This is a genomic window from Serratia sp. LACPHL-BACT-2024-00286, from assembly GCF_043109535.1.
GTDB lineage: Bacteria > Pseudomonadota > Gammaproteobacteria > Enterobacterales > Enterobacteriaceae > Serratia > Serratia sarumanii.
Genome location: NZ_JBICNA010000004.1, coordinates 512,306 through 536,146, shown reverse-complemented (window position 1 = coordinate 536,146; position 23,841 = coordinate 512,306). Strand labels below are relative to the sequence as shown.

General features: G+C 59.2%; 30 protein-coding genes. 13 read left to right on the top strand and 17 right to left on the bottom strand.

Annotation, left to right across the window (positions count from 1 at the left end; genetic code table 11):
* Positions 1-16: 16 nt before the first annotated feature.
* Positions 17-1,933 (top strand): transcription antiterminator, encoded by a 1,917-nt coding sequence (locus ACF8MC_RS15230; RefSeq protein WP_164105326.1) that lies wholly within the window; start codon positions 17-19, stop codon positions 1,931-1,933.
* 4 nt (positions 1,934-1,937) lie between these two features.
* Here ACF8MC_RS15230 and ACF8MC_RS15225 read toward each other — a convergent pair whose 3' ends face one another.
* The 13 genes from ACF8MC_RS15225 to ACF8MC_RS15165 form a co-directional block, all read right to left on the bottom strand.
* Entirely contained in the window at positions 1,938-2,360 is a 423-nt protein-coding gene (locus tag ACF8MC_RS15225; RefSeq protein WP_033636138.1) for a type II toxin-antitoxin system HigA family antitoxin, read from the bottom strand.
* Complete coding sequence (locus ACF8MC_RS15220; protein WP_033636137.1) at positions 2,357-2,668, bottom strand: type II toxin-antitoxin system HigB family toxin; 312 nt, start codon at positions 2,666-2,668, stop codon at positions 2,357-2,359. Before ACF8MC_RS15220 ends, ACF8MC_RS15225 begins: the two co-directional genes overlap by 4 nt.
* Positions 2,669-2,964: 296 nt before the next feature.
* A complete protein-coding gene (gene npr, locus ACF8MC_RS15215; protein ID WP_033648996.1) occupies positions 2,965-3,237 on the bottom strand; it encodes a PTS phosphocarrier protein NPr in 273 nt (90 codons plus the stop codon).
* On the bottom strand, positions 3,234-4,088 hold the full coding sequence (gene rapZ, locus ACF8MC_RS15210) for an RNase adapter RapZ (RefSeq protein WP_015379177.1): 855 nt from the start codon (positions 4,086-4,088) through the stop codon (positions 3,234-3,236). Before rapZ ends, npr begins: the two co-directional genes overlap by 4 nt.
* 129 nt (positions 4,089-4,217) lie before the next feature.
* Positions 4,218-4,679 carry a PTS IIA-like nitrogen regulatory protein PtsN gene (ptsN, locus tag ACF8MC_RS15205; protein WP_016930212.1) on the bottom strand — a complete coding sequence of 154 codons (462 nt, stop codon included), beginning with the start codon at positions 4,677-4,679 and terminating at the stop codon, positions 4,218-4,220.
* A 155-nt stretch (positions 4,680-4,834) separates the two neighbouring features.
* Entirely contained in the window at positions 4,835-5,122 is a 288-nt protein-coding gene (gene hpf / locus ACF8MC_RS15200) for a ribosome hibernation promoting factor (RefSeq protein WP_004937038.1), read from the bottom strand.
* A gap of 23 nt (positions 5,123-5,145) precedes the next feature.
* A complete protein-coding gene (gene rpoN, locus ACF8MC_RS15195; protein ID WP_033648997.1) occupies positions 5,146-6,579 on the bottom strand; it encodes an RNA polymerase factor sigma-54 in 1,434 nt (477 codons plus the stop codon).
* A gap of 52 nt (positions 6,580-6,631) precedes the next feature.
* Positions 6,632-7,357: an LPS export ABC transporter ATP-binding protein gene (gene lptB / locus ACF8MC_RS15190; protein WP_004937040.1), complete on the bottom strand. Its 726-nt coding sequence runs from the start codon at positions 7,355-7,357 to the stop codon at positions 6,632-6,634.
* Between the two features lie 6 nt (positions 7,358-7,363).
* Complete coding sequence (gene lptA / locus ACF8MC_RS15185; RefSeq protein WP_004937045.1) at positions 7,364-7,903, bottom strand: lipopolysaccharide ABC transporter substrate-binding protein LptA; 540 nt, start codon at positions 7,901-7,903, stop codon at positions 7,364-7,366.
* Positions 7,872-8,450, bottom strand: coding sequence for an LPS export ABC transporter periplasmic protein LptC (gene lptC / locus ACF8MC_RS15180; RefSeq protein WP_063988600.1), 579 nt, complete (start codon positions 8,448-8,450; stop codon positions 7,872-7,874). The genes lptA and lptC overlap by 32 nt, the downstream gene beginning before the upstream one ends.
* Positions 8,447-9,001 (bottom strand): 3-deoxy-manno-octulosonate-8-phosphatase KdsC, encoded by a 555-nt coding sequence (gene kdsC, locus ACF8MC_RS15175; RefSeq protein ID WP_021505108.1) that lies wholly within the window; start codon positions 8,999-9,001, stop codon positions 8,447-8,449. The genes lptC and kdsC overlap by 4 nt, the downstream gene beginning before the upstream one ends.
* Before the next feature lie 17 nt (positions 9,002-9,018).
* On the bottom strand, positions 9,019-10,005 hold the full coding sequence (gene kdsD / locus ACF8MC_RS15170) for an arabinose-5-phosphate isomerase KdsD (protein WP_164105324.1): 987 nt from the start codon (positions 10,003-10,005) through the stop codon (positions 9,019-9,021).
* Positions 10,006-10,021: 16 nt separating this feature from the next.
* On the bottom strand, positions 10,022-10,999 hold the full coding sequence (locus ACF8MC_RS15165) for a calcium/sodium antiporter (protein ID WP_025160120.1): 978 nt from the start codon (positions 10,997-10,999) through the stop codon (positions 10,022-10,024).
* 303 nt (positions 11,000-11,302) lie between these two features.
* On the opposite strand from ACF8MC_RS15165, the gene mlaF reads away from it, so the two are divergent.
* The 7 genes from mlaF (at position 11,303) to murA (ending at position 16,114) form a co-directional block, all read left to right on the top strand.
* Positions 11,303-12,118 (top strand): phospholipid ABC transporter ATP-binding protein MlaF, encoded by an 816-nt coding sequence (gene mlaF, locus ACF8MC_RS15160; protein WP_028127533.1) that lies wholly within the window; start codon positions 11,303-11,305, stop codon positions 12,116-12,118.
* Between the two features lie 4 nt (positions 12,119-12,122).
* Entirely contained in the window at positions 12,123-12,905 is a 783-nt protein-coding gene (gene mlaE, locus ACF8MC_RS15155) for a lipid asymmetry maintenance ABC transporter permease subunit MlaE (RefSeq protein ID WP_004937059.1), read from the top strand.
* Positions 12,906-12,909: 4 nt separating this feature from the next.
* Entirely contained in the window at positions 12,910-13,458 is a 549-nt protein-coding gene (gene mlaD, locus ACF8MC_RS15150) for an outer membrane lipid asymmetry maintenance protein MlaD (protein ID WP_033636129.1), read from the top strand.
* 14 nt (positions 13,459-13,472) lie between these two features.
* Positions 13,473-14,102 carry a phospholipid-binding protein MlaC gene (gene mlaC / locus ACF8MC_RS15145; RefSeq protein ID WP_033636128.1) on the top strand — a complete coding sequence of 210 codons (630 nt, stop codon included), beginning with the start codon at positions 13,473-13,475 and terminating at the stop codon, positions 14,100-14,102.
* Positions 14,102-14,404, top strand: coding sequence for a lipid asymmetry maintenance protein MlaB (gene mlaB, locus ACF8MC_RS15140; protein ID WP_164105323.1), 303 nt, complete (start codon positions 14,102-14,104; stop codon positions 14,402-14,404). The genes mlaC and mlaB overlap by 1 nt, the downstream gene beginning before the upstream one ends.
* A gap of 140 nt (positions 14,405-14,544) precedes the next feature.
* The gene (ibaG, locus tag ACF8MC_RS15135) at positions 14,545-14,799 is read left to right on the top strand and encodes a BolA family iron metabolism protein IbaG (protein WP_004937066.1); all 255 of its coding nucleotides are present in this window, start codon (positions 14,545-14,547) and stop codon (positions 14,797-14,799) included.
* A gap of 55 nt (positions 14,800-14,854) precedes the next feature.
* Positions 14,855-16,114 carry a UDP-N-acetylglucosamine 1-carboxyvinyltransferase gene (gene murA / locus ACF8MC_RS15130; protein WP_004937068.1) on the top strand — a complete coding sequence of 420 codons (1,260 nt, stop codon included), beginning with the start codon at positions 14,855-14,857 and terminating at the stop codon, positions 16,112-16,114.
* Between the two features lie 71 nt (positions 16,115-16,185).
* Here murA and degS read toward each other — a convergent pair whose 3' ends face one another.
* The 3 genes from degS to zapG all read right to left on the bottom strand — a co-directional run bounded on the left by degS (position 16,186) and on the right by zapG (position 19,284).
* The gene (gene degS / locus ACF8MC_RS15125; RefSeq protein ID WP_033636127.1) at positions 16,186-17,244 is read right to left on the bottom strand and encodes an outer membrane-stress sensor serine endopeptidase DegS; all 1,059 of its coding nucleotides are present in this window, start codon (positions 17,242-17,244) and stop codon (positions 16,186-16,188) included.
* 88 nt (positions 17,245-17,332) lie between these two features.
* Complete coding sequence (gene degQ / locus ACF8MC_RS15120) at positions 17,333-18,703, bottom strand: serine endoprotease DegQ (protein WP_164105322.1); 1,371 nt, start codon at positions 18,701-18,703, stop codon at positions 17,333-17,335.
* Positions 18,704-18,882: 179 nt separating this feature from the next.
* Positions 18,883-19,284, bottom strand: a complete 402-nt coding sequence (gene zapG, locus ACF8MC_RS15115) for a Z-ring associated protein ZapG (RefSeq protein WP_004937074.1) — start codon at positions 19,282-19,284, stop codon at positions 18,883-18,885.
* Positions 19,285-19,515: 231 nt separating this feature from the next.
* Here zapG and zapE point away from each other — a divergent pair, with 231 nt between their 5' ends.
* The 5 genes from zapE (at position 19,516) to sspB (ending at position 23,217) form a co-directional block, all read left to right on the top strand.
* A complete protein-coding gene (gene zapE, locus ACF8MC_RS15110; RefSeq protein WP_164105321.1) occupies positions 19,516-20,643 on the top strand; it encodes a cell division protein ZapE in 1,128 nt (375 codons plus the stop codon).
* A gap of 264 nt (positions 20,644-20,907) precedes the next feature.
* Complete coding sequence (gene rplM, locus ACF8MC_RS15105; RefSeq protein ID WP_004937079.1) at positions 20,908-21,336, top strand: 50S ribosomal protein L13; 429 nt, start codon at positions 20,908-20,910, stop codon at positions 21,334-21,336.
* 15 nt (positions 21,337-21,351) lie between these two features.
* The gene (rpsI, locus tag ACF8MC_RS15100; protein WP_004937080.1) at positions 21,352-21,744 is read left to right on the top strand and encodes a 30S ribosomal protein S9; all 393 of its coding nucleotides are present in this window, start codon (positions 21,352-21,354) and stop codon (positions 21,742-21,744) included.
* Between the two features lie 325 nt (positions 21,745-22,069).
* The gene (sspA, locus tag ACF8MC_RS15095) at positions 22,070-22,711 is read left to right on the top strand and encodes a stringent starvation protein SspA (protein ID WP_025304366.1); all 642 of its coding nucleotides are present in this window, start codon (positions 22,070-22,072) and stop codon (positions 22,709-22,711) included.
* Positions 22,712-22,716: 5 nt separating this feature from the next.
* The gene (gene sspB / locus ACF8MC_RS15090) at positions 22,717-23,217 is read left to right on the top strand and encodes a ClpXP protease specificity-enhancing factor (protein WP_004937084.1); all 501 of its coding nucleotides are present in this window, start codon (positions 22,717-22,719) and stop codon (positions 23,215-23,217) included.
* Between the two features lie 63 nt (positions 23,218-23,280).
* Here sspB and ACF8MC_RS15085 read toward each other — a convergent pair whose 3' ends face one another.
* Positions 23,281-23,760 carry a hypothetical protein gene (locus ACF8MC_RS15085; protein ID WP_033649000.1) on the bottom strand — a complete coding sequence of 160 codons (480 nt, stop codon included), beginning with the start codon at positions 23,758-23,760 and terminating at the stop codon, positions 23,281-23,283.
* Positions 23,761-23,841 lie beyond the last annotated feature (81 nt).

The window sequence follows — 23,841 nt, the reverse complement described above, 5'->3', positions numbered from 1 at the left end:
GATTGACGGACACAGAATGGTGCGATTTCCTTACCCGCGTTTGGCTTACTTGTTCGATGCTTTGCAAACCGAGACTTTGCCGCAGGATGAGCTGGCGAAGCGTTTCGCCGTGTCCACCCGCACGGTGCGGGCGGACATCACCGCGCTGAACGAGATTCTGGACAAATACGGCGCGCGTTTCGTGCATAACCGCGGGGCCGGCTATCGCCTGCAGGTCGATAACGCCGCGCTGTTCAGCGCCCTGCAGCATCAGGAGCGCCGCAAGCATGCCACCCCGCGCAGCGCGCAGGAGCGTGTGCATTATCTGCTGGTGCGTTTTTTGACCTCAGCCTTCTCCCTTAAACTGGAAGATCTGGCCGACGAGTGGTTCGTCAGCCGCGGTACGTTGCAAAACGACATGGCTGAGGTGAGAGAGCGTCTGGCGCACTATCAATTGACGATTGAAACCAAGCCGCGTTACGGCATGAAGCTGTTCGGCACGGAGATGGCGATCCGCGCCTGCCTGACCGATCTGCTGTTCCAACTGCAGCTGGCCGACGCCGAGAACCCGCTGCTCAACAACGAGATCCTGCTGCAGCCGCAGGTAGCGGCGTTTGCCGGATTGCTGCACCCGCTGCTGTCGCAATACGCCATTCGCCTGACCGACGAGGGCGAGCAGTACCTGATCTTCTACTGCGCGGTGGCGCTGCGGCGCATCAACGACGGCTATCCGCTGCCGGACTTCGAGGTGGAAGACGGCGACGACGCGGTGCGCCAGGTATCGACCCGCCTGGCGGCGGAACTGCGTTCGGCCTCCGGCAAAGAGATCTCGATGGCCGAAGAGGCCTATCTGCGGGTCAATATCGCCGCGCGGCGCGTGCAGGACGTGCAGCCGACCGAGATCAACGCCGACGATGAAGAAGCGCTGGTGGACTACATCCTGTCCTATATCAACGCACACTATAACTACAACCTGCAGGGCGACGAGCAGCTGCGGGCCGATCTGCTCACCCATATCAAGACCATGATTACGCGGGTGAAATACCAGATCAATATCCCCAATCCGCTGTTGGCCAACATCAAGCAGCACTATCCGATGGCTTACGACGTGACGCTGGCGGCGGTTTCCAGCTGGGGCAAATACACCCCCTATACCCTGAGCGAGAATGAGATAGGCTACCTGGTGCTGCACATCGGCGTGGGGCTGGAGCGGCATTACAACATCGGTTATGAACGCCACCCGCAGGTGATGCTGGTGTGCGATACCGGCAACTCGACGGTGCGCATGATCCAGGCGCAGATTGCGCGTAAGTATCCGCAGTTGGTGATGACGCGTATCGTCTCGCTGCGCGATTACGAGATGCTTGCGCATATCGACGAAGACTTCGTGATTTCCAACGCCCGCATCGGCGAAAAGAACAAGCCGGTGGTGGTGATGTCGCCGTTCCCAACCGATTACCAGCTGGAGCAGCTGGGCAAGCTGGTGCTGGTGGATCGCACCCGACCGTACATGCTGGAGAAGTTTTTCGACGCCCAGCATTTCATGGTGCTCAACGAGCCGCTGACGCAGGCGGAACTGTTCAGCCGAGTGTGCGGCCAGCTGGAGCGGGAAGGGTACGTCGGCGCGGACTTTTATCCGTCGGTGGTCGAACGCGAGGCGATCGTCTCCACCTTGCTGGGCGAGGGCATCGCGCTGCCGCACTCGCTGGGGCTGCTGGCCAAAAAAACCGTGGTGGTGACGCTGCTGGCGCCGCAGGGCGTCGCCTGGGGAGAAGGCGAGGTCGCGCACGTGATTTTCCTGCTGGCGATCAGCAAGAGCGACTATGAAGAGGCGATGGCGATCTACGAGCTGTTTGTCACCTTCGTGCGTGAACGCTCAATGAGCCGCCTGCTGAGCAGCGACAGCTTCGACAGCTTTAAAGCGGTGGCGCTGGACTGCCTGAGCCGGAGCTGAGTGGCTAATCCGCTTCCGGCAGGAAGAGGGCCGGGGGCAGATTGAAGCGTTTGGCCAGCGCCATAATGTGCGGAATGGTCAGCGATCTTTTGCCACTCAGGATTTGGCTGACCAACGACTTTTTACCGATCTCATGTTCAAAATCACTTTGGCTAAGTTGGTGTTGTTCCATCAATACGCGAAGCGCGGCCACTCCTTGCGGGAGTTGGGCGATACGCTGGTTGAATGCGGTAAATTCGGCGCTGTTATCTTCATATTCGGCGATTTTTTTTGCCAGCATGTCAATCAGCGGATGGTGTTCATCGTTTTCCAGCAAATATTCCACCAATTCGAGCGCTTCCCGGTAGTCTTGCTGAGAGCTGCTGCCCTGCAATAAGGGCACGGCGCGCAGCAGCGCATCGGCGGCCTTAATGGCATCTGTAATCATGATGAACTCCTTCGATAGTGCTGCATCAGCTTGTCGTACTCGGCGTGGCTAACGATATGCTTTATGAAGACTTTCTGTGTCTCGAAGCTGGCGAAGAACAAAATCCGCAGGTGGTTGCCGCCGACGTCAATGACCCACCATTTCTCTTTGTATTTCATACGATCGAGCGAAGGAAAAAGCGCTTTTAACTCGTCCGGCGTGCGGAACTCGCCGCGTCGCAACGCTTTATAAATGGCCTCGAGAGCAGCGGCTTCATTAGGGTATTGCTTGGTTGCGTTATTGAACGGCTCCCTGGAAATGATATGCATCGCTCCCTCGATTCCTGCCTGGTGAACATTATAGCGACTGTCTTAGGTGTTCACAAATTGTAAACTTATCATCCCCGCTCACAGTGAGAGGGGAATACCCGGCCGCAGCCCGTTTTTGTCGTTGCATACTATTGCGGTTAGCGCCGTGCGGGTAAATCAATACTTCGCATTTACAGGCGGTTACGGCTGACTTTGGAAGCGGATACGCAAAGTGAAAAGCGGGAGATCGTGTCAGGGAGAGAAGGCAAAGAGAACGAACGCGTCGGTGCGACGCATTCGCGGGAGGGCTTCAGCGGCTAATCTTCATCAAATCCGGAGTTGAACAGCTCGACCACCGCCTCCAGCGCGTTGACTTCGTCGGGGCCGGTCGCTTCGACTTCGATATGCCGGCCCTGGGCGGAGTCCAGCATCAGCAGCGCGATGACGCTGCTGGCCTCGGCTTCGGTGCCGCTTTCGTTGCGCAGCATCACTTCGGCGTCGAAGCTTTGCACCAGCTCGAACAGTTTCATCGCCGGGCGCGCGTGCATGCCCAGCTTGTTTTTGATTTCAACCGTCTGTTTGACCGTCATTGTTTGCGCTTTTCCAGCGTGCGGTGGCGCGACTGCACGTTCTTGCCGCGCGAGCGGAAGTAATCGGCCAGCTGTTCCGCCACGTACACCGAGCGGTGCTTGCCGCCGGTACAGCCGATGGCGACCGTCAGGTAGCTGCGGTTGTTGGTTTCCAGCATCGGCAGCCATTGCTCCAGGTAGCTGCGGGTCTGGTAGATGAAGTTGTGCACTTCGGTATGGCGATCGAGGAACGACGCGACCGGCTTATCCAGACCGGTCATCGGCCGCAGCTTCGGATCCCAGTGCGGGTTCGGCAGGAAGCGCACGTCGAACACGTAGTCGGCGTCGATCGGGATGCCGTGCTTGAAGCCGAAGGATTCGAACACCATGGTCAGCTCGCGCTCACGCTTGCCCAGCAGGCGGGTGCGCAGCATTTCGGCCAGCTCGTGCACCGACATTTCCGAGGTGTCGATAATCAGGTCAGCCCGCGAGCGCAGCGGTTCGAGCAGATCGCTCTCTTCGTCGATGGCGCTTTCCAGCGACAGGTTTTTGCTGGAGAGCGGGTGCAGGCGGCGGGTGTCGCTGTAACGGCGGATCAGCGTGTTGCGATCGGCGTCGAGGAACAGCAGCTGCGGCGAGAAGCTGTCCGGCAGCTGAGTCATCGCGTATTCGAACACTTCCGGCGATTCCGGCATGTTGCGCACGTCGATGCTGACCGCCGCGGAGATATTGCGTTCCGCCAGCGTATTGGCGAGCTGCGGCAGCAGCACCACCGGCAGGTTGTCAACGCAGTAAAAACCCATGTCTTCCAGCGCCCGCAAGGCGACGGATTTTCCGGAACCGGAACGGCCGCTGACAATCATCAGCACCATGTGGCAACTCCCCTGGCATCGCGGCGGCGTTCATCGCCACCGGTGGAAACTTTGTTATTCCGGCCGAGGCCGGATCCATCATCGTGAAACAGTAACGTTATCCGGACTGGAAGTCACGCCGGCCGGGCATCACTCGGTGATGATTTGGTAAAGTTCTTCGTCGCTTTGCGCGGCGCGCAGGCGGCGGCATACGGTTTTGTCGGCCAGGCGTTTGGCGACCAGCGACAGGGTATGCAAATGGGTTTTGCACTGATCGGCAGGCACCAGCAGCGCGAACAGCAGGTCGACCGGCTGGTTGTCGATAGCGTCGAAAGCGATGGGTTGGTCGAGACGGATAAACACGCCAACGGCCCGCAGTGTGTCCTCTTCCAGTTTGCCGTGGGGAATGGCGATACCGTTGCCGATACCGGTGCTGCCCATGCGCTCCCGGGTGAGAACCGCGTCAAACACCACCTGCGAAGGCAGATTGAGCTGTTTGGCGGCCAGTTCGCTGATAATTTCCAAAGCCCGCTTCTTGCTGGTGCAGTGTACCGAGCTTTTGGTGCACTCGATGTTTAACACCGAGCTTAATTGCATATATTCGTTGTTCATCTCATCTTCACTTAAAACCGCGCCGCCGGGCGCACCCGGCAAGGCGGTTTTTCGTCGGTTTTAACCCTGATTACCGTTCGGCGCGTCACCCATGCGGGTCACGCGCCGAACGGCGAGGCGGCGACGGATGCCGGCTCATGGAGTGGGTTAGGGTGTCAGTGTTGCTTCAATTTGTCTTTATGTTTGTTCAATTGACGTGCCAATTTGTCGATCAGCGTGTCAATTGCGGCATACATATTCTCGTCTTCCGAGGTGGCGTGCAACTCGCCTCCATTCACGTGCACCGTTGCTTCCGCAATTTGCTGCACTTTTTCCACACTTAATACAACATACACCTGATTGATGCGATCAAAATACTGTTCGAGTTTGGCGAACTTGTTGTTCACGAACTCGCGCAACGGATCGGTGATTTCGATGTGGTGTCCGGTAATGTTGAGCTGCATAGTGTCTTCCTTCTCAATAGAGGTCAAACCAACTGTTTACGCTGGTTCGACGGCGGGATGGACAAAGACTCTCGGTACTTGGCGACGGTGCGCCGCGCCACGATGATCCCCTGATCGGCGAGCAGGGTGGCCAGCTTGCTGTCGCTGAGTGGCTTGGCGGGGTTTTCCGCCGCAATCAATTTCTTCACCAACGCGCGGATCGCCGTCGAGGAGGCTTCGCCGCCGCTGTCGGTATTCACGTGGCTGGAGAAGAAATATTTCAATTCGAAAATGCCGCGCGGGCTGTGCAAAAACTTCTGCGTGGTGACGCGCGAGATCGTCGATTCATGCATCTCCACGGCCTGGGCGATATCCGCCAGCACCATGGGTTTCATAAACTCTTCGCCTTGCTCGAAGAACGCCTGCTGTTGGCTGACGATGCAGCGGGTGACCTTCAGCAGCGTCTCGTTGCGGCTTTCCAGGCTTTTAATCAGCCACTTGGCTTCCTGCAGGTTGCTGCGGATAAACTGGCCGTCGGCTTCGCTGCGGGCGCTGTTGCCCAGCGCGGCGTACTGCTGATTGATCTTCAAACGCGGCACGCTGTCGCCGTTGAGCTCGACCGTCCATTTGTTCTGCGTCTTGCGCACCAGCACGTCCGGGATCACGTATTCCGACTCGCCGGTATTGATCGACTGCCCCGGGCGCGGATCGAGCGACTGAATCAGCAGCATCGCTTCTTTCAGTGTATCTTCTTTTAGCCGGGTTGATCGCATCAGGCTGCGAAAGTCGTGGTTGGCCAACAGATCCAGATGGTCGCTGATGATCAGCCGCGCTTCGGCCAGGTAAGGGGTGTCTTTGGCGTATTGGGAGAGCTGCACCAGCAGGCAATCGCGCAGATCGCGCGCGGCGACGCCGATCGGATCGAAACGCTGCACGCGCTTCAATACCGCCTCGACTTCCTCGAGGGTCACGTTCTCGTCGCCCAGGCTTTCCAGAATGTCTTCCAGCGGCACGGTGAGATAGCCGGTGTCGTCCACCGCGTCGACGATGGAGGTGGCGATGGCGGCGTCGGTATCGGAGAACGGCGTCAGATCCACCTGCCACATCAGGTAATCCTGCAGCGTTTGGGTGGTCTCGCCCTGATAGACCGGCAGTTCGTCGTCGCTGTAGTCGGTGCCGGTGCCGGACGGCGTGCCGGCGGTGTAGATCTCATCCCAGGTGGCGTCCAGCGGCAGCTCTTCCGGCATGTCTTTCTGTTCCAGCGCCTCGCGGGTATCGAGCCCCTCGGTCTCCTGGGTTTCTTTGGCGTCGATTTCGTCGTGCAGATCGGTCTGTTCAAGCAGCGGATTGCTCTCCAGCGCCAGCTGGATCTCTTGCTGAAGCTCAAGCGTGGACAACTGCAGCAGGCGGATCGCCTGCTGGAGCTGAGGAGTCATGGCCAGCTGTTGGCTGAGCCTGAGTTGCAAACCTTGCTTCATAGTTTTCTGTCTACTTCCGTTAACGGTGTCGCCCCACAGGGCGCGCCGGCGCTTAGAGGCGGAACTCTTCGCCCAGATAAACGCGTTTAACCTGCTCGTCGGCCAGAATAGCATCCGGCGTGCCGTGGGCAATCAGTTTGCCCTGGCTGACGATGTAGGCGCGTTCACACACGTCCAGCGTCTCGCGCACGTTGTGGTCGGTGATCAGCACGCCCAGGCCGCTGTCACGCAGGTGCTCGATAATTTTCTTGATATCGATAACGGAAATCGGATCCACCCCGGCGAAGGGTTCGTCCAGCAGTATGAATTTCGGGTTGGCCGCCAGCGCGCGGGCGATTTCGACGCGGCGACGCTCACCGCCGGACAGCGCCTGGCCGAGGCTGTCGCGCAGATGGGAGATATGGAACTCTTCCATCAGCTCCTTGGCGCGGTCTTCACGCTGTTCGCTGGTGAGGTCGGGGCGAATCTCCAGCACCGCCATCAGGTTGTCGTACACGCTCAGGCGACGGAAGATCGACGCTTCCTGCGGCAGGTAACCGATACCGCGGCGCGCGCGGGCGTGCAGCGGCAGCAGGCTGATGTCTTCTTCGTCGATCACGATGCGCCCGGCGTCGCGCGGCACGATGCCGACCACCATGTAGAAGGTGGTGGTTTTACCGGCGCCGTTCGGCCCGAGCAGGCCGACGATCTCGCCGGATTTCACTTTCAGGCTGACGTCTTCGACAACTTTACGGCCCTTGTAGGCTTTCGCCAGGTTTTCTGCGATGAGTGTTGCCATAAGTGATTAGTTACTCTTTTTCTGCTCGTTTTTGTCTTGCAACTGCGACGGTACCAGAACCGTTGTCACGCGTTTGCCTTTGTCGCTAAACGCCTGCATTTGCTGCTGTTGCACCAGATAGGTGATGCGATCGCCTTTCACGTTGCTGTCGAGCTGCTCCAGATAGGCGTTGCCCGTCAGGGTCACCAGCTGGGTCGCCACGTCGTAACGCACTTTCTGCGCGTGGCCTTTGACCGGCTTGCCGCTGTCCTGCATCTGGTAGAAGGTTACCGGGTTGCCGAACGCTTCAATATAGGTCTTATTCTGATCTCCGCCCGGGCGGGTGACCACCACCTTGTCGGCGCGAATATCGATGGTGCCTTGCTTGATCACCACGTTGTCGGTGAAGGTACTGACGTTGCTCTGCATGTCCAACGACTGCTTGAGCGAGTCGATGCTGACCGGCTGGCTGGAGTCGGATTTCAGCGCCAGAGCGGGGGCGCTGGCGGCCAAAACTAAGCTGCCGAGCAACAGGTTACGGAGTTGGTTTTTGGTTCTGAATTTCATAGTTGGTCTTAACCTTATCAATCAGCTCAGCGGTTTTGGTCCGCAGGTTCCCACGCATTTTCATGCCGTTAGAGGTAAAATTGGTCCCGTAAAGCGTGACTTCGTCATCGGAGGTGACGTCCTGGGTGACCAGGTTTACCTGAGCGTTGTCCGTCTTAATTTTTTCCAGCTGCGAGGTGGTGGTCAGGCTGTTTACCTCGACGTGACCATACAGATACAGCATCCGGTCTTTAGTCAGTTTGGCGCGATCGGCGCGAACTGACCAGGTGGCCACCGCATTCTCATCGAACAGCGTCATTACCGGCTGGGTGAACCAGCTCAGCTCGCCGGCGGTGTAATACTTCGCGTCTTCCGCCACCAGTTTGTAATTCAGCTTGCCGGCCGGGTTGTACACCACGGTGACCGTGTGCTGGCTCTGGTAGGTCGGATCCTTATCGTTGACCGGGCCAGGGGCCGTGTCGTCGCTAAAATCCGTCATGTTCCAGCCGATCAGCGCCAGAACGATCACCGTCAACAGGATGGTGATCCACAGTTTGGTTTTACTCATATCGACAGCCCTTTGGCGTCCTCCAGCTTATTTTGAGCCAAAAGAATGATGTCGCACAGTTCGCGCACCGCGCCGCGGCCGCCGGCAATGCGGGTGACGTAGTGGGCGCGCGGCGTCAGCAGCGGGTGGGCGTCCGCCACCGCGACCGCCAGGCCGACCTGCGCCATCACCGGCCAGTCGATCAGGTCATCGCCGATATAGGCGACCTGATCCGCCGTTAACGACAGTTTATCCAACAGTTCGCGGAAGGCCAAAAGCTTATCGGACTGCCCCTGATACAGATGGGTGATACCGAGCGTCTGCGCGCGGTCTTCCAGCAGCTTGGCGGAGCGTCCGGTGATGATCGCCACCTCGATGTCCGAGGTTTTCAAGCAGCGGATGCCGTAGCCGTCGCGCACGTTGAACGCCTTCAGTTCTTCACCGTTGTTGCCCATGAAGATCAGGCCGTCCGACAGCACGCCGTCAACGTCGCAAATCAACAGGCGGATGTTCCCGGCACGCGCCATAACCTCTTGTTCTACCGGCCCGTAGCAGGTTTCTACCATACCCATTCCGTTCTATTCCTCAATTAAACGACGCCGGCGCGCAGCATGTCATGCATATGTACCACACCCAGCAACTGGTCGCCATCGGCAACCAGCAGCGCGGTGATGTGGCGTTGTTGCATCAGGTTCAATGCATCGACCGCCAGGATGTTGGGGCGCACCCGTATGCCGCCCGGCGTCATGACGTCGGCGATCTTCGCCTCGTGCAGGTTGATGCCCATGTCGAATACCCGGCGCAGGTCGCCGTCGGTGAAGATGCCGGCGATTTTCATCAGATCGTCGCAAATCACCGTCAGGCCCAGATTTTTGCGGGTAATTTCCAGCAGCGCGTCGCGCAACGAGGCGTCGGCGCTGACGTGGGGCATTTCGTCGCCGCTGTGCATGATATCGCTAACCCGCAGCAGCAGTTTGCGGCCGAGTGCGCCGCCCGGATGCGACAGCGCGAAGTCTTCCTGCGTGAAACCGCGCGCTTTCAGCAGCGCGACGGCCAGCGCATCGCCCATCACCAGCGTGGCGGTGGTGCTGGTGGTCGGCGCCAGCCCCAGCGGGCAGGCTTCCTGCGGCACCTTGATGCACAGGTGGATATCCGCCGCCTTGCCCATCGAGCTTTCCGGATTATTGGTCATACAGATGAGGGTGATCTGTTGGCGTTTCAATACCGGGATCAGCGCCAGGATTTCGCTGGACTCGCCGGAGTTGGAGATGGCGAGCACGATGTCCTGCGGGGTGACCATGCCCAAATCGCCATGGCTGGCCTCCGCCGGGTGAACGAAGAATGAGGGGGTGCCGGTGCTGGCGAAGGTCGCGGCGATCTTGCAGCCGATATGGCCGGATTTGCCCATGCCCATCACCACCACTTTGCCGCCGCAGGCGGCGATCGTTTCGCAGGCGCGGGTGAAGTCTGCGTTGATGTAGCTGTCGAGCTGAGCCAGCCCTTCACGCTCTATCTGAAGCACTTCTTTGCCGGCCTGCTGAAAATCGAAGCCCGGTTGCAACTCAATGTTCGACATACTCATTCCCGTCGGTTTAGCCGAAAGTACTGAAAGGGTTAAAGAACAGCACCGCAAGATACGCAATAAAGCCGCATAATAACAGCGCGCCCGCCAGGTGGCCGATGCGATGCTTGCGGCCGATGCACAGTACGCTCAGCAGCACGCTGGCCGCCAGCATCACCCAGTAATCGCGCTGGAAGGCGGCGGCGTCTACGCTGCCCGGCGACAGCAGAGCGGGGACGCCCAGCACGATCACCGTGTTGAAAATATTGGAGCCGATGATATTTCCAATCGCCATATCATCCTCGCCCTTCAGCGCCCCGGCGATGGAGGTGGCCAATTCGGGCAAGCTGGTGCCGATGGCGATAATGGTCAAGCCGACCACCAGTTCGCTCAGGCCGAAATAGTGCGCAATCACCGTCGCGTTATCGACCACCATTCTGGAAGAGAGCGGCAGAATGATAAACGCCAGCACCAGCCACAGCACCGCCACGGTGTTGCTGCTGTCCTGCGGGAGCTCGGCGATCTGCTCCATGGTCAGGCTGTCGCTGCCCTCGCGCTGCGCCAGCCGGGCGATTTTCAGCATCAGCAGGATGAAGCCGGCGGCGGCGGCCAGCAGCAGCACGCCGTCCAGCCTGCTCAGGGTGCCGTCCATCAACACGAAACCGCACAATACTGTGACCGCTAACATCAACGGCAGTTCGCGCCGCAGTATCTCGGAACGCGCGGCCAGCGGGTGAATCAGCGCCGCCACACCCAGGATCAATAAGATGTTGGTGATGTTGGACCCTAATACGTTGCCAACGGCCATATCTATCTGCCCGTTCAGCGCGGCGGTGGTGGACACGATCAGCTCCGGCAGCGAAGTGCCGATGCCGACGATGGTCATGCCGATGATCAACGGCGGGACGCCGAGCGAGCGGGAAATCACGGCAGCACCATAAACTAAGCGGTCTGCACCATACACCAGTAGAAATAAACCAACGATTAATAATGCTATCGCGAGAAACATGCAGGGTCCTTTGTCGGGTATTATCCCGGTTCGTTGGTTAAAGCCGTCAATGCGGCGGTATTGCTTGCCCTCCGTTGCGCGCGCGTGAGCCGCAGCAACGGTTTTTCCCGGCTAATAGTTGAACAGTTTCGTTTTTTTTCGTTATGGCGCCAATTTTGACCGGGTGGCGCGGAAAAGTAAAACCAATGGCACCATTGGTTGCGAAATGGCAGTAAGTTTTTGTAAAGATGAGACGGATTGTGCCCATTGCTTTAACATCACGGGTAGATTCAGCAAAAGATGAGTCGTAAAGGGTCCATTAACATGCTCCAAAAGGCAGATAATTTGGTCGAAGTGCGCGACATGAGCTTCTCGCGCGGCGACCGACGGATATTTGAAGACATCAACCTGACGGTGCCTCGCGGTAAGGTCACGGCGATCATGGGGCCATCGGGCATCGGCAAAACCACGCTGCTGCGCCTGATAGGCGGCCAACTGGCGCCGGACAGCGGGGAGATTTGGTTCGACGGCGACAACATTCCCGCGTTGTCCCGCCGTCAGTTATACGACGCGCGCAAAAAGATGAGCATGCTGTTCCAGTCGGGCGCGCTGTTCACCGATTTGACCGTGTTCGAAAACGTGGCCTACCCGCTGCGCGAGCACAGCAACCTGCCTGAACCCCTGCTGCGCAGCACGGTGCTGATGAAGCTGGAAGCGGTGGGGCTGCGCGGCGCGGCCCAGCTGATGCCCAATGAGCTTTCCGGCGGCATGGCGCGCCGGGCGGCGTTGGCGCGCGCGATCGCGCTGGACCCGGAGATGATCATGTTCGACGAACCTTTCGTCGGCCAGGATCCGATCACCATGGGGGTGCTGGTCAAGCTGATCGATGAGCTGAACCATGCGCTGGGCATTACCTGCATCGTGGTGTCGCACGACGTGCCGGAGGTGCTGAGCATCGCCGACTACGCCTATATCGTGGCCGATCACCGGGTGATCGCCGAAGGCACCACGCAGCAATTGCAGAACAATCCTGATGCGCGCGTGCGCCAGTTTCTGGATGGTATAGCGGATGGGCCGGTGCCGTTCCGCTATCCGGCCGGGGATTATCAGACCGAACTGCTAGGCTTAGGGAGTAAATAAGCTCATGTTATTAAGAGCGTTAGCGTCGTTGGGGCGCAGTGGCATCAACACCAGCGCCAGCTTCGGCCGCGCCGGGTTGATGCTGTTCAACGCGTTGATTGGCCGGCCGGAACCCGGCAAGCAGTGGCCGCTGTTGTTGAAACAGCTCTACAGCGTCGGCGTGCAGTCGCTGCTGATTATCATGGTCTCCGGGCTGTTCATCGGCATGGTGCTGGGCCTGCAGGGCTATATCGTGCTCACCACCTACAGCGCCGAGGCCAGCCTCGGCATGATGGTGGCGCTGTCGCTGCTGCGCGAGCTGGGGCCGGTGGTGACGGCGCTGCTGTTCGCCGGCCGCGCCGGTTCCGCGCTGACGGCGGAAATCGGCCTGATGAAGGCGACGGAGCAGATCTCCAGCCTGGAAATGATGGCGGTCGATCCGCTGCGGCGCATCGTGGCGCCGCGCTTCTGGGCGGGGCTGATCAGCATGCCGCTGTTGACCATCATTTTCGTGGCGATCGGCATTTGGGGCGGCTCGGTGGTCGGCGTGGACTGGAAGGGCATCGACAGCGGCTTCTTCTGGTCGGCGATGCAGGGCGCCGTAGAGTGGAAAAAAGATCTGCTCAACTGCCTGATCAAAAGCGTGGTATTCGCCATTACCGTAACCTGGATTGCCATTTTCAACGGGTACGACGCCGTGCCTACCTCTGAAGGGATTAGCCGGGCGACGACGCGTACCGTGGTGCATTCGTCACTGGCGGTGTTGGGATTGGATTTCGTGCTGACAGCACTGATGTTTGGGAATTGATTCGATGCAAACGAAGAAGAGTGAAATCTGGGTTGGGGCATTTATGCTGATCGCGCTGTGCGCCATCGTGTTTATCTGCCTGCAGGTGGCGAACCTTAAATCGATCGGCAGCGAGCCGACCTACCGCATTTACGCGACGTTCGACAACATCGGCGGCCTGAAACCGCGTTCGCCGGTGAAGATTGGCGGCGTGGTGATCGGCCGCGTGGCGGACATCGAACTCGATTCGAAAACCTACACGCCGCGCGTGGCGCTGGATATCCAGAAAAAGTACGACCAAATCCCGGATACCAGCTCGCTGGCGATCCGCACCTCCGGCCTGCTGGGCGAGCAATATCTGGCGCTTAACGTGGGCTTCGAAGATCCTGATATGGGCACCGCCATCCTGAAAGACGGCGGCACCATTCAGGACACCAAATCAGCCATGGTTCTGGAAGACCTGATCGGCCAGTTCCTGTATAAAAGCGGCGGTCAGGACAGCGCCAAACCGGGAGACGCGGCCGCTGAGCCGGCTGCCGGCGCCGCACCGCAACCCGCTGTTCCAAATCATTAAGAGAGGATACCTGCATGTTTAAACGTTTACTGATGGTGGCTCTGCTGGTGGTTGCACCGCTGGCGAGCGCAGCCGACCAAACCAATCCTTACAGCATGATGCAAGAAGCGGCGCAGAAGACCTTCAGCCGTTTGAAGAACGAACAGCCGAAGATCAAGCAGGACCCGAACTACCTGCGCTCCATCGTGCATCAGGAACTGATGCCGTTCGTGCAGGTGAAATACGCCGGCGCGCTGGTGCTGGGCCGTTACTATAAAGAGGCGACGCCTGCACAGCGCGAAGCTTACTTCACCGCCTTCCAGGCTTACCTGGAGCAGGCTTACGGCCAGGCGCTGGCGATGTACCACGGCCAGACTTACCAGATCGCGCCTGAACAGCCGCTGGGCAATGCCGACATCGTGGCCATTCGCGTCACCATCATCGACAACGGCGGCCGCCCGCCGGTGCGTCTGGATTTCCAATGGCGCAAGAACAGCAAAACCGGCTACTGGCAGGCCTATGACATGATCGCCGAAGGAGTCAGCATGATCACCACCAAGCAGAACGAGTGGGCGTCTACGCTGCGTACTCAGGGCATCGACGGCCTGACCAAACAGCTGCAGGCCGCCGCCGCGCAGCCTATCACGCTGGACAAGAAAAACTGATGTCGGCAGCGCTCAGCTTCGAATCAGAGCAGCAGACGCTGATCCTGCGCGGTGAACTGGACCGGGAAACGCTGCAGCCGCTGTGGCGGCAGCGCGACGCGCTGATGGCGGATAAAACCGCGATCGACGTGGCGCAACTGCAGCGCGTAGACTCCGCCGGGCTGGCGCTGTTGCTGCATCTGCAGGAAAAGCAGCGCGAGCGCGGCGTCGCGCTGAAAATTTTCGGCGCCACCGAGCGCCTGAAAACGCTGATTGCGCTCTACAACCTGCAGGCGATAATGCCTGTCGATACCGCCGGTTAGCGGCGTTTTACGCCGCCCTTGCGTGGTAAAACGATACAAAGCCCCTGTTATGCAGGGGCTTTTTCTTTAGTTTAAGAAAACATCGTATTCCACTAAGATACTAGGCTGTTTATGATCCTTTAGCGGCAGAACTGGATACTATGGAAACCAACGAGATTAAAGACGTGCTGATGCAGGCATTGGCACTGGATGAAGTACATGTGACGGGCGACGGCAGCCATTTTCAGGCGATCGTGGTCGGCGAATTGTTCGCCGGCATGAGCCGCGTCAAAAAACAGCAGACGGTTTACGCACCGCTGATGGAATACATTGCGGACAACCGCATTCATGCCTTGTCTATCAAGGCGTACACCCCTGAAGAGTGGCAGCGAGACCGCAAACTCAACGGATTTTAAGGCTGTTTGCCCTGCCGGGCGGGCAGCTTCAGATTAGATAACAGAGAGTAGTCAGATGGATAAATTTCGTGTGCAGGGTCGGACCCGCCTGAGCGGTGAAGTGTCTATTTCCGGGGCCAAAAACGCCGCCCTGCCGATCCTGTTCGCCGCCCTGTTGGCGGAAGAGCCGGTCGAGCTGCAGAATGTTCCCAAGCTGAAGGACATCGACACCACCATTAAACTACTCAACCAGTTGGGTACCAAGATTGAGCGCAACGGTTCGGTCTTCGTGGACGCCAGCGGCGTGAACGAGTTCTGCGCCCCTTACGATCTGGTGAAAACCATGCGCGCTTCCATCTGGGCGCTGGGGCCGCTGGTGGCGCGTTTCGGCCGCGGTCAGGTTTCCCTGCCGGGCGGCTGTGCGATCGGCGCGCGTCCGGTCGATCTGCACATCACCGGCCTCGAGCAGCTGGGTGCCGAGATCAAGCTGGAAGAAGGCTACGTCAAGGCGTCCGTCGAGGGCCGCCTGAAGGGCGCACACATCGTCATGGACAAGGTGAGCGTGGGCGCGACCGTAACCATCATGAGCGCCGCGACCCTGGCGACCGGCACCACCGTTATCGAGAACGCCGCGCGTGAGCCGGAAATTGTCGATACCGCCAACTTCCTCAATACGCTGGGCGCGAAGATCAGCGGCGCCGGCAGCGACAAGATCACCATCGAGGGCGTCGAGCGTCTGGGCGGCGGCGTGTACCGCGTGCTGCCTGACCGCATCGAAACCGGCACCTTCCTGATCGCCGCCGCGGTTTCCGGCGGCAAAGTGATGTGCCGCAACACCCGTCCGGACACACTGGATGCGGTGCTGGCCAAGCTGCGCGAAGCCGGTGCCGATATCGAAGTGGGCGAAGACTGGATCAGCCTGGACATGCACGGCAAACGCCCGAAAGCGGTCACCGTGCGCACCGCGCCGCACCCGGGCTTCCCGACCGACATGCAGGCCCAGTTCAGCCTGCTGAACCTGGTGGCGGAAGGCACCGGCGTCATCACCGAGACCATCTTCGAAAACCGCTTCATGCACGTGCCGGAACTGATCCGCATGGGCGCGCACGCGGAAATCGAGAGCAACACCGTGATCTGCCACGGCGTTGAGCAGCTGTCCGGCGCTCAGGTGATGGCGACCGATCTGCGCGCTTCCGCCAGCCTGGTGATCGCCGGCTGCATCGCCGACGGCGTGACCGTCGTCGATCGCATCTACCACATCGATCGCGGCTATGAGCGTATTGAAGACAAGCTGCGCGCGCTGGGTGCGAACATCGAGCGAGTGAAAGGCGAGTAAGTCATTAGCGCCGGCGCGGCTGCGTCGGCAGGATGAAAATCAAAGGGCCGGCTATCAATGCCGGCCCTTTTTTAATTGTTGTCTTCCGGGAATTCGCCCACCGTCATTTTCAACGTAATGCGTTTGCCGTCGCGCAGCACGATAACCGGTATCTCGGTGCCCGGCCTGATCTCCGCCACCTGATCCATGGTCTCCAGCACGGACACCGCCGGTTTGTTATCCACGTTGATGATGATGTCGTTGATCTGGAAACCGGCGCTGCTCGCCGGGCCGTTCGGCGTGATTTCGGTCACGATGATGCCCTGCAGGCGATCGATGCCGGAATTGGAGGAACGCAACGGAATGATTTCTTTGCCCTGAATGCCGAAATAGCCGCGGATAACGCGGCCGTCGCGGATCAGCTTGTCCATGATTTTGGTGGCCAGTTCGATCGGAATGGCGAAGCCGAGGCCCTCCGGCGTTTCGCCGTCGGTGATTTTGTCATAGGTCAGGGTATTGATGCCGATCAGCTCGCCCAGCGAGTTGACCAGCGCGCCGCCGGAGTTGCCGCGGTTGATTGAGGCATCGGTCTGCAGGAATGTCTGCCGGCCGGTGGTGCTCATACTGATGCGCCCGGTGGCGCTGAGGATGCCCTGAGTCACGGTCTGCCCCAGGTTGTACGGGTTGCCGATTGCCAGCACCACGTCGCCGACGTGGGCAACGCGATTTTTATTGGTCGGGATCACCGGCAGGTTGCCGGGATCGATCTTCAGCACCGCCAAATCGGTCAGGCCGTCGGAGCCGACCAGCAGCGCTTCGTAGCGGCGGCCATCCTGCAACACCACGGTGATCTGCTGAGCGTCTTTGATCACGTGGCGGTTGGTGATGATATAGCCGCGTTCGTTCATGATCACGCCGGAACCGAGCGACAGCACGTTGGCGGCGCCGTTCAGGTTGCGGTTGTAGATGTTCACCACGGCGGGCGCGGCGCGGCGCACCGCTTTGTTGTAGCTCACCGGCGTTTCGTCGCTGGTATTCTCGGTTTTCTCTGCAAACAGGCCGTTGGAAGAGCGCAGCACGGGCAGAGCGGCCAACAGCAGGCCGGCAACGATGAGACCGATAACGACAGAACGCAAGAGCTTAGCAAACATGGAGTTTTCGTGGTGTGGTGAACGATGTTCGGAGGATAGCATGAGTTAACCGGGCGCAGTATGTCACCGAGCCCGGTTTTTGCACAAATTAACGCAGCAGCAGATAAATGGTTTCGTTACCGCGCACGATATTGAGCGCCATCACCGGCGGTTTGGCTTCCAGCACCTTGCGCAGCGCGGTGATGCTGTCCACGCGCTGGCGGTTGACGCCGATGATCACGTCGCCTTTTTGCAGGCCGATTTGCGCCGCCGTCGAGCCTTTATCCACGTTCTCCACCTTCACGCCCTTGTCGCCGCTCGGCAGCGCGCCGTTGCTGAGGGAAACCCCCTGCAGCGCCGGCGACAGCGTTTCGGCATTGGTCGAGGCGCTCTCGCTGTTGTCCAGCGTGACCGAGACTTCCTGCGGTTTGCCGTCGCGCAGCAGGCCCATCTTGAGGGTTTTGCCCGGCGCGGTGGTGCCGACCTTGGCGCGCAGTTCGGCGAAGCTGTTCACCGGCTTGCCGTCGACGGAAACCAGAATATCCCCGGCTTTGATGCCGGCCTTGGCGGCGGCGGATTTCGGCAGCACTTCGCTGACGAAGGCGCCGCGCTGCGCGTCGGTGTTGAAGGCTTTGGCCATGTCCGGGGTCATTTCACTGCCCTTGATGCCGAGCAGGCCGCGTTTCACTTCGCCGAATTCGATCAGCTGCTGGCTCAGGTTCTGCGCCATATTGCTCGGAATGGCGAAGCCGATGCCGACGTTGCCGCCGCTCGGCGCCAGAATGGCGGTATTGATGCCGATCAGCTCGCCGTTCAGGTTAACCAACGCGCCGCCGGAGTTGCCGCGGTTGATCGAGGCGTCGGTCTGAATGAAGTTTTCCAGCCCTTCCAGATTCAGGCCGGTGCGGCCCAATGCCGAGATGATGCCGGAGGTGGCGGTTTGGCCCAGGCCAAACGGGTTGCCGACCGCCACGGCGAAGTCGCCGACGCGCAGCTGATCGGAATCGGCCATCTTGATGGCGGTCAGGTTTTTGGTGTCGCTGAGCTGCAGCAGGGCGATGTCGGATTGCTCATCACGGCCGACCAGTTTGGCGTCCAGTTCGCGGCCGTCGTTCAACTGCACGCGGATTTTATCGGCGTTGTTGATGACGTGGTTGTTGGTAAGCACGTAGCCTTTGGCAGCGTCGATGATGACGCCGGAGCCCAGCCCTTCAAACGGGCGAGAGCTCTGCTGCTGACCGGGGAAATTGGGGCCGAAGAAGCGTCTGAACTCTTCCGGCAGCTGTTGACGCTGCACCTGGGTGCCGGCGACATGCACGCTCACGACGGCGGGCAAGACTTTTTCCAGCATCGGCGCCAGGCTCGGCAGCGGCTGCCCCTGAACGGCGACGGGCAGGGCCGCGTTGGCCACCGGTGCGGCGCTGAGCGCCAGGCCGAGGCTCATTGCCAATGCACTAAGAATTAACGACTTTTTCTTCATTGATGATAACTCTCTCAATACCTGCCGATGAAAATTTGATGATAAGGCAATCACCTTGTCATAGTGAAGGGTAAGACCGTGAATTTGCGTGCAAAGTTCAGTAAAGGTAATGCGAAGGAAGGTCAATAAGGCACAAACGGGGTAAACCCGCGGGTGGCCCCGCGGGTGAAGAAGGGGTATCAGTCGCGGCGTGCGCTTTGGCCGCGCAGCAGGCCGGAGGCCCCTTCAGAATAGTCGCGCGGCATTTCCACCGGCGCCTGATCGTTGTCCGCTTCCGCTTCGGTCAGGCGATAGCGGAACGGGTTCTCCTGCATCGGCAGATCCGGCAGCAGGTTGTTGGAGCTTTTCGCCATATGCTGATACAGCTGACGATAATCGCGCGCCATGTTGTCCAGCAGCTCGGCGCTGCGGGCAAAGTGGCCGACCAGCTCCTGACGGTACTCTTCCAGCTCGGTTTTGCTCTTGTCCAGCTCGTTCTGCAGGACTTGTTGTTGACGTAATTTACGGTTGCCAAAACGCATCGCCACCGCACCAATCACGATACCGACGACCAAACCAATCAGCGCATACTCCCAGGTCATGATGACTCCTATTTTGACTTCGTTGTTCCGCAGGGATTTTTCACTTAATAATATCCACTATAACCGTTAACCTTGTCAGAGTGGAATCCTGATGCGCTTCCACCCAGTGTTTACAGGGTTTTCAGCGGCGCCCGCAGCGGGCATTTGTGGCGATAACGGTGCGAATCGGCATCAACTTGCCGCCAACGTTGGCTAAATAATTTCTAAGCGTTCTTAGGGAACATCGAACAGATGCAGGCACTATCACCGTTATCTCGCTACCAGCAGGCGCTGGAGGCGGGGGAATATCAGGCCGATGAGGTTCAACGCCGGGCCGTCACTCAACTGGATCGCATTTATCAGGCCTTGCTGCAAAAACCGGCGGCGAGCGCGCCGGCCGGCGGGCTGCGCGGCAAGCTCAGCCGTTTGCTGGGCAAAGGCGGCGAAACGGCGCCGCAGCGCCCGGTGCAGGGGCTGTATATGTGGGGCGGCGTCGGGCGCGGCAAAACCTGGTTGATGGACATGTTCTTCCACAGCCTGCCGGGCGATCGCAAAATGCGTCTGCACTTCCACCGCTTCATGCTGCGGGTGCATGAAGAGCTGACCGAGCTGCAAGGGCGGGAAAACCCACTGGACATCGTCGCCGACGGCTTCAAGGCCGAAACCGACGTATTGTGCTTCGACGAATTCTTCGTGTCCGACATCACCGACGCCATGCTGCTGGCCACGCTGCTGCAGGCGCTGTTCGCCCGCGGCATCACGCTGGTGGCTACGTCGAACATCCCGCCGGACGATCTGTATCGCAACGGCCTGCAGCGGGCGCGTTTCCTGCCGGCTATCGATCTGATCAACGAGTTCTGCGACGTGATGAACGTCGACGCCGGCATCGACTATCGTCTGCGCACCCTGACCCAGGCTCACCTCTATCTGACGCCGCTGAACGACCAGACGCGCGCGACCCTGGATCGGATGTTCGTCAAACTGGCGGGCAAGGCGGGGGAGGAGGAGGCGGTGCTGCAGATCAACCATCGGCCGCTGCAGGCCATTCGTTCGGTGGACGGCGTGCTGGCGGTGGATTTCCACACGCTGTGCGAAGAGGCGCGCAGCCAGCTGGATTACATTGCGCTGTCGCGGCTGTATCACAGCGTGATCCTGTATAATGTGCAGGTGATGGGGCCGCTGAAAGAGAATACCGCGCGCCGTTTCCTGGCGCTGGTGGACGAATTCTACGAGCGGCACGTCAAGCTGGTGATCGGCGCCGAGGCGTCGATGTTCGAGATCTACCAGGGGGAACGGCTTAAGTTCGAGTACCAGCGCTGCCTGTCGCGCCTGCAGGAAATGCAGAGCGAAGAGTACCTCAAGCTGCCGCATCTGCCCTGAGTCCGCCGGGCCTATCGCCGGTTGCCTGCCGCCGGCGATAAATTTATTTTCCATTCAAAAACCGTTCGATCTTTGTGAGCGACTTCTCTATAATCTTGCGACCCCACGTTACAACAAAGTTTTTTTTCCCAAAAACTTTATAGTGCCGGCAATGGCTATTCGAAGGGGTAGGTTTGCTGGACTTGTATGGTCGTGTGAGCCTCAACTGTTTTCGAGCGTTTGGGTGTTCACCAACGTGTAACTAATTATTGGGTAAGCTTTCTAATGAAAACTTTTACAGCTAAACCAGAAACCGTAAAACGCGACTGGTACGTTGTTGATGCAGATGGTAAAACTTTAGGCCGTCTCGCTACTGAACTGGCTCGTCGCCTGCGCGGCAAGCATAAAGCGGAATACACCCCGCACGTGGATACCGGTGATTACATCATCGTTCTGAACGCTGACAAAGTTGCTGTAACCGGCAACAAGCGTACAGACAAAGTGTACTACCACCACACCGGCCACATCGGTGGTATCAAGCAAGCGACCTTTGAAGAGATGATTGCCCGCCGTCCTGAGCGCGTGATTGAAATCGCGGTTAAAGGCATGCTGCCAAAGGGCCCGCTGGGTCGTGCTATGTTCCGTAAACTGAAAGTTTACGCGGGCACCGAGCACAATCACGCGGCACAGCAACCGCAAGTTCTGGACATTTAATCGGGATTAATGGCAATGGCTGAAAATCAATACTACGGCACTGGTCGCCGCAAAAGCTCCGCCGCTCGCGTCTTCATCAAGCCGGGCAACGGTAACATCGTTATCAACCAGCGCAGCCTGGAACAGTACTTCGGTCGCGAAACTGCCCGCATGGTAGTTCGTCAGCCGCTGGAGCTGGTCGACATGGTTGGCAAACTGGATCTGTACATCACCGTTAAAGGTGGTGGTATCTCCGGTCAAGCTGGCGCTATCCGTCACGGTATCACCCGTGCACTGATGGAGTACGATGAGACTCTGCGTTCTGAACTGCGTAAAGCTGGCTTCGTCACCCGTGACGCTCGTCAGGTTGAACGTAAGAAAGTCGGCCTGCGTAAAGCACGTCGTCGTCCGCAGTTCTCCAAGCGTTAATTTTCGCTGCTTCGGCAGTGCGATTTACGCAAAAAACCCGGTGCTTCACCGGGTTTTTTTATGCCTGAAATCCGCCATCCCCGACTAAAATCTGTGGCATATCAGACAATTCAACATGAATTCGCCGCACCGCCCCCACAAAACAAGCAAAATCTGGTAAACTATCACCCACTTTTGCGCCTGTTCGCCGTGCAGTTGACCCCCTGGGCCGGTTTTTCATGGGCTCGGGTCGCGCTGCGTGCTGCCGGCCTGCGGCAAGATTATTCAGGATAGCAGCCTGTCAGTTGGCTATTCGCAGTATTTTCTAGATAACTTGGAGGTTTTCATGGCTGTCGCTGCCAACAAACGTTCGGTAATGACGCTGTTCTCTGGCCCGACCGACATTTTTAGCCATCAAGTACGCATCGTACTGGCGGAGAAAGGTGTCAGCGTCGAGATCGAGCAGGTCGAAATGGATAACCTGCCGCAAGATCTGATTGACCTCAACCCTTACCAGACGGTGCCTACGCTGGTCGATCGCGAACTGACCCTGTATGAATCCCGCATCATCATGGAATACCTGGATGAGCGTTTCCCGCACCCGCCGCTGATGCCGGTTTACCCGGTTGCCCGTGGCGAGAGCCGTCTGATGATGCTGCGCATCGAGAAGAACTGGTACTCGCTGATGGACAAGATCGAGAAGAGCAGCGGCCAGGAAGCGGAATCCGCCCGTCGCCAACTGCGCGAAGAGCTGCTGGCGATCGCGCCGATCTTCGGTCAGACGCCGTATTTCATGAGCGAAGAGTTCAGCCTGGTGGATTGCTACCTGGCGCCGCTGTTGTGGCGTCTGCCGCAGCTGGGCATCGAATTGAGCGGTGCCGGCTCCAAAGAGCTGAAAGGCTACATGACCCGCGTCTTCGAACGCGACGCCTTCCTGGCTTCCCTGACCGAAGCCGAGCGTGAAATGCGCCTGCAGACCCGGGGCTAAGCGCGATGGACATGTCTCAGATGACGCCGCGTCGCCCGTATCTGCTGCGGGCGTTCTACGACTGGCTGCTGGATAACCAGCTGACGCCGCACCTGGTGGTCGACGTGACTCGCCCGGATGTGCAGGTGCCGATGGAGTTCGCGCGTGACGGCCAGATAGTGCTGAATATCGCGCCGCGCGCGGTAGGCAACCTGGCGTTGGGCAACGAAGACGTGCAGTTCAACGCGCGCTTCGGCGGCGTGCCGCGTCAGGTTTCGGTGCCGATGGCCGCCGTGCTGGCAATCTATGCGCGTGAAAACGGCGCCGGCACGATGTTCGAACCGGAAGCCGCCTACGACGAGAGCGAAGGCGTGTTCGAAGGCCTGGACAATGAGACGATCCCTTCGGAAACGCTGATGTCGGTGATCGACGGCGATCGCCCGGACACCGCGGAAGACAATGGCCCGGACGACGAACCGCCGCAGCCGCCGCGCGGTGGCCGCCCGGCGCTGCGCGTGGTGAAATAAGCCCACGCGAACAAACGAAAAAGCACCTCATGGGGTGCTTTTTTTTTGCCCGGCAGAAATGAATCAGCCTTTCAAGGCGGCAATGCAGGCATCGCGCGGCGCGCTGAGATCGCCTACGCGCACGGTGGACAAGGCGCGGGTTGCGCGCTGGCGGAAACTGGTGACGGCGGTGTCGCCTTGCACTTCCGGCGGCGCGGTGCAAATGTCATTGAGCGGCAGATCGTTGCCTTTGTTGAGCGCCTGCAACACCGCCGCCGGATTGTAGATCAGGGCGGCGGAGAGGGCCGATTTGATGCCGGCGGTAAAGCCGGCATTGCCGCCGCCGGCCAGCTTGGGCGCCAGGGCAATCCAATTGTCGTCCCCCAGCCGGATGCTGTTTTCCACGGCGTTGAACTGCCCGGCCTTGCCTAACTGAGCCACGACCGGCCGCGCGCCGCGCGCTTCGATATTGTAACCAACCTCCTGCGAATCCAGCGCCATGGCTGAAGCGCTGAAACTGACGGCCAGCAGCGCGCCGGCCAACAGGGAAATGGAGCATTTCATGTCCGCTATCCTTATTTCGGTGTCAGGCGCAGCCGCGCCCCGCAATGGTGCCAACTCAATACTATAGCGCGTTGAGACGGT

Excerpts from the sequence above, each read along its gene's own strand:
- ACF8MC_RS15225 (WP_033636138.1), bottom strand. The coding sequence starts at position 2,360 with ATGATTACAGATGCCATTAAGGCCGCCGATGCGCTGCTGCGCGCCGTG.
- zapE (WP_164105321.1), top strand. The coding sequence starts at position 19,516 with ATGCAGGCACTATCACCGTTATCTCGCTACCAGCAGGCGCTGGAGGCG.
- rpsI (WP_004937080.1), top strand. The coding sequence starts at position 21,352 with ATGGCTGAAAATCAATACTACGGCACTGGTCGCCGCAAAAGCTCCGCC.
- murA (WP_004937068.1), top strand. The coding sequence starts at position 14,855 with ATGGATAAATTTCGTGTGCAGGGTCGGACCCGCCTGAGCGGTGAAGTG.
- degQ (WP_164105322.1), bottom strand. The coding sequence starts at position 18,703 with ATGAAGAAAAAGTCGTTAATTCTTAGTGCATTGGCAATGAGCCTCGGC.
- ACF8MC_RS15085 (WP_033649000.1), bottom strand. The coding sequence starts at position 23,760 with ATGAAATGCTCCATTTCCCTGTTGGCCGGCGCGCTGCTGGCCGTCAGT.
- sspA (WP_025304366.1), top strand. The coding sequence starts at position 22,070 with ATGGCTGTCGCTGCCAACAAACGTTCGGTAATGACGCTGTTCTCTGGC.
- degS (WP_033636127.1), bottom strand. The coding sequence starts at position 17,244 with ATGTTTGCTAAGCTCTTGCGTTCTGTCGTTATCGGTCTCATCGTTGCC.
- ptsN (WP_016930212.1), bottom strand. The coding sequence starts at position 4,679 with ATGAACAACGAATATATGCAATTAAGCTCGGTGTTAAACATCGAGTGC.
- kdsD (WP_164105324.1), bottom strand. The coding sequence starts at position 10,005 with ATGTCGAACATTGAGTTGCAACCGGGCTTCGATTTTCAGCAGGCCGGC.
- npr (WP_033648996.1), bottom strand. The coding sequence starts at position 3,237 with ATGACGGTCAAACAGACGGTTGAAATCAAAAACAAGCTGGGCATGCAC.
- lptC (WP_063988600.1), bottom strand. The coding sequence starts at position 8,450 with ATGAGTAAAACCAAACTGTGGATCACCATCCTGTTGACGGTGATCGTT.
- mlaB (WP_164105323.1), top strand. The coding sequence starts at position 14,102 with ATGTCGGCAGCGCTCAGCTTCGAATCAGAGCAGCAGACGCTGATCCTG.
- zapG (WP_004937074.1), bottom strand. The coding sequence starts at position 19,284 with ATGACCTGGGAGTATGCGCTGATTGGTTTGGTCGTCGGTATCGTGATT.
- rapZ (WP_015379177.1), bottom strand. The coding sequence starts at position 4,088 with ATGGTGCTGATGATTGTCAGCGGCCGTTCCGGTTCCGGAAAATCCGTC.
- mlaE (WP_004937059.1), top strand. The coding sequence starts at position 12,123 with ATGTTATTAAGAGCGTTAGCGTCGTTGGGGCGCAGTGGCATCAACACC.
- mlaC (WP_033636128.1), top strand. The coding sequence starts at position 13,473 with ATGTTTAAACGTTTACTGATGGTGGCTCTGCTGGTGGTTGCACCGCTG.
- kdsC (WP_021505108.1), bottom strand. The coding sequence starts at position 9,001 with ATGGGTATGGTAGAAACCTGCTACGGGCCGGTAGAACAAGAGGTTATG.
- ACF8MC_RS15230 (WP_164105326.1), top strand. The coding sequence starts at position 17 with ATGGTGCGATTTCCTTACCCGCGTTTGGCTTACTTGTTCGATGCTTTG.
- lptA (WP_004937045.1), bottom strand. The coding sequence starts at position 7,903 with ATGAAATTCAGAACCAAAAACCAACTCCGTAACCTGTTGCTCGGCAGC.
- ibaG (WP_004937066.1), top strand. The coding sequence starts at position 14,545 with ATGGAAACCAACGAGATTAAAGACGTGCTGATGCAGGCATTGGCACTG.
- rplM (WP_004937079.1), top strand. The coding sequence starts at position 20,908 with ATGAAAACTTTTACAGCTAAACCAGAAACCGTAAAACGCGACTGGTAC.
- mlaD (WP_033636129.1), top strand. The coding sequence starts at position 12,910 with ATGCAAACGAAGAAGAGTGAAATCTGGGTTGGGGCATTTATGCTGATC.
- ACF8MC_RS15165 (WP_025160120.1), bottom strand. The coding sequence starts at position 10,999 with ATGTTTCTCGCGATAGCATTATTAATCGTTGGTTTATTTCTACTGGTG.
- mlaF (WP_028127533.1), top strand. The coding sequence starts at position 11,303 with ATGCTCCAAAAGGCAGATAATTTGGTCGAAGTGCGCGACATGAGCTTC.
- hpf (WP_004937038.1), bottom strand. The coding sequence starts at position 5,122 with ATGCAGCTCAACATTACCGGACACCACATCGAAATCACCGATCCGTTG.
- ACF8MC_RS15220 (WP_033636137.1), bottom strand. The coding sequence starts at position 2,668 with ATGCATATCATTTCCAGGGAGCCGTTCAATAACGCAACCAAGCAATAC.
- rpoN (WP_033648997.1), bottom strand. The coding sequence starts at position 6,579 with ATGAAGCAAGGTTTGCAACTCAGGCTCAGCCAACAGCTGGCCATGACT.
- sspB (WP_004937084.1), top strand. The coding sequence starts at position 22,717 with ATGGACATGTCTCAGATGACGCCGCGTCGCCCGTATCTGCTGCGGGCG.
- lptB (WP_004937040.1), bottom strand. The coding sequence starts at position 7,357 with ATGGCAACACTCATCGCAGAAAACCTGGCGAAAGCCTACAAGGGCCGT.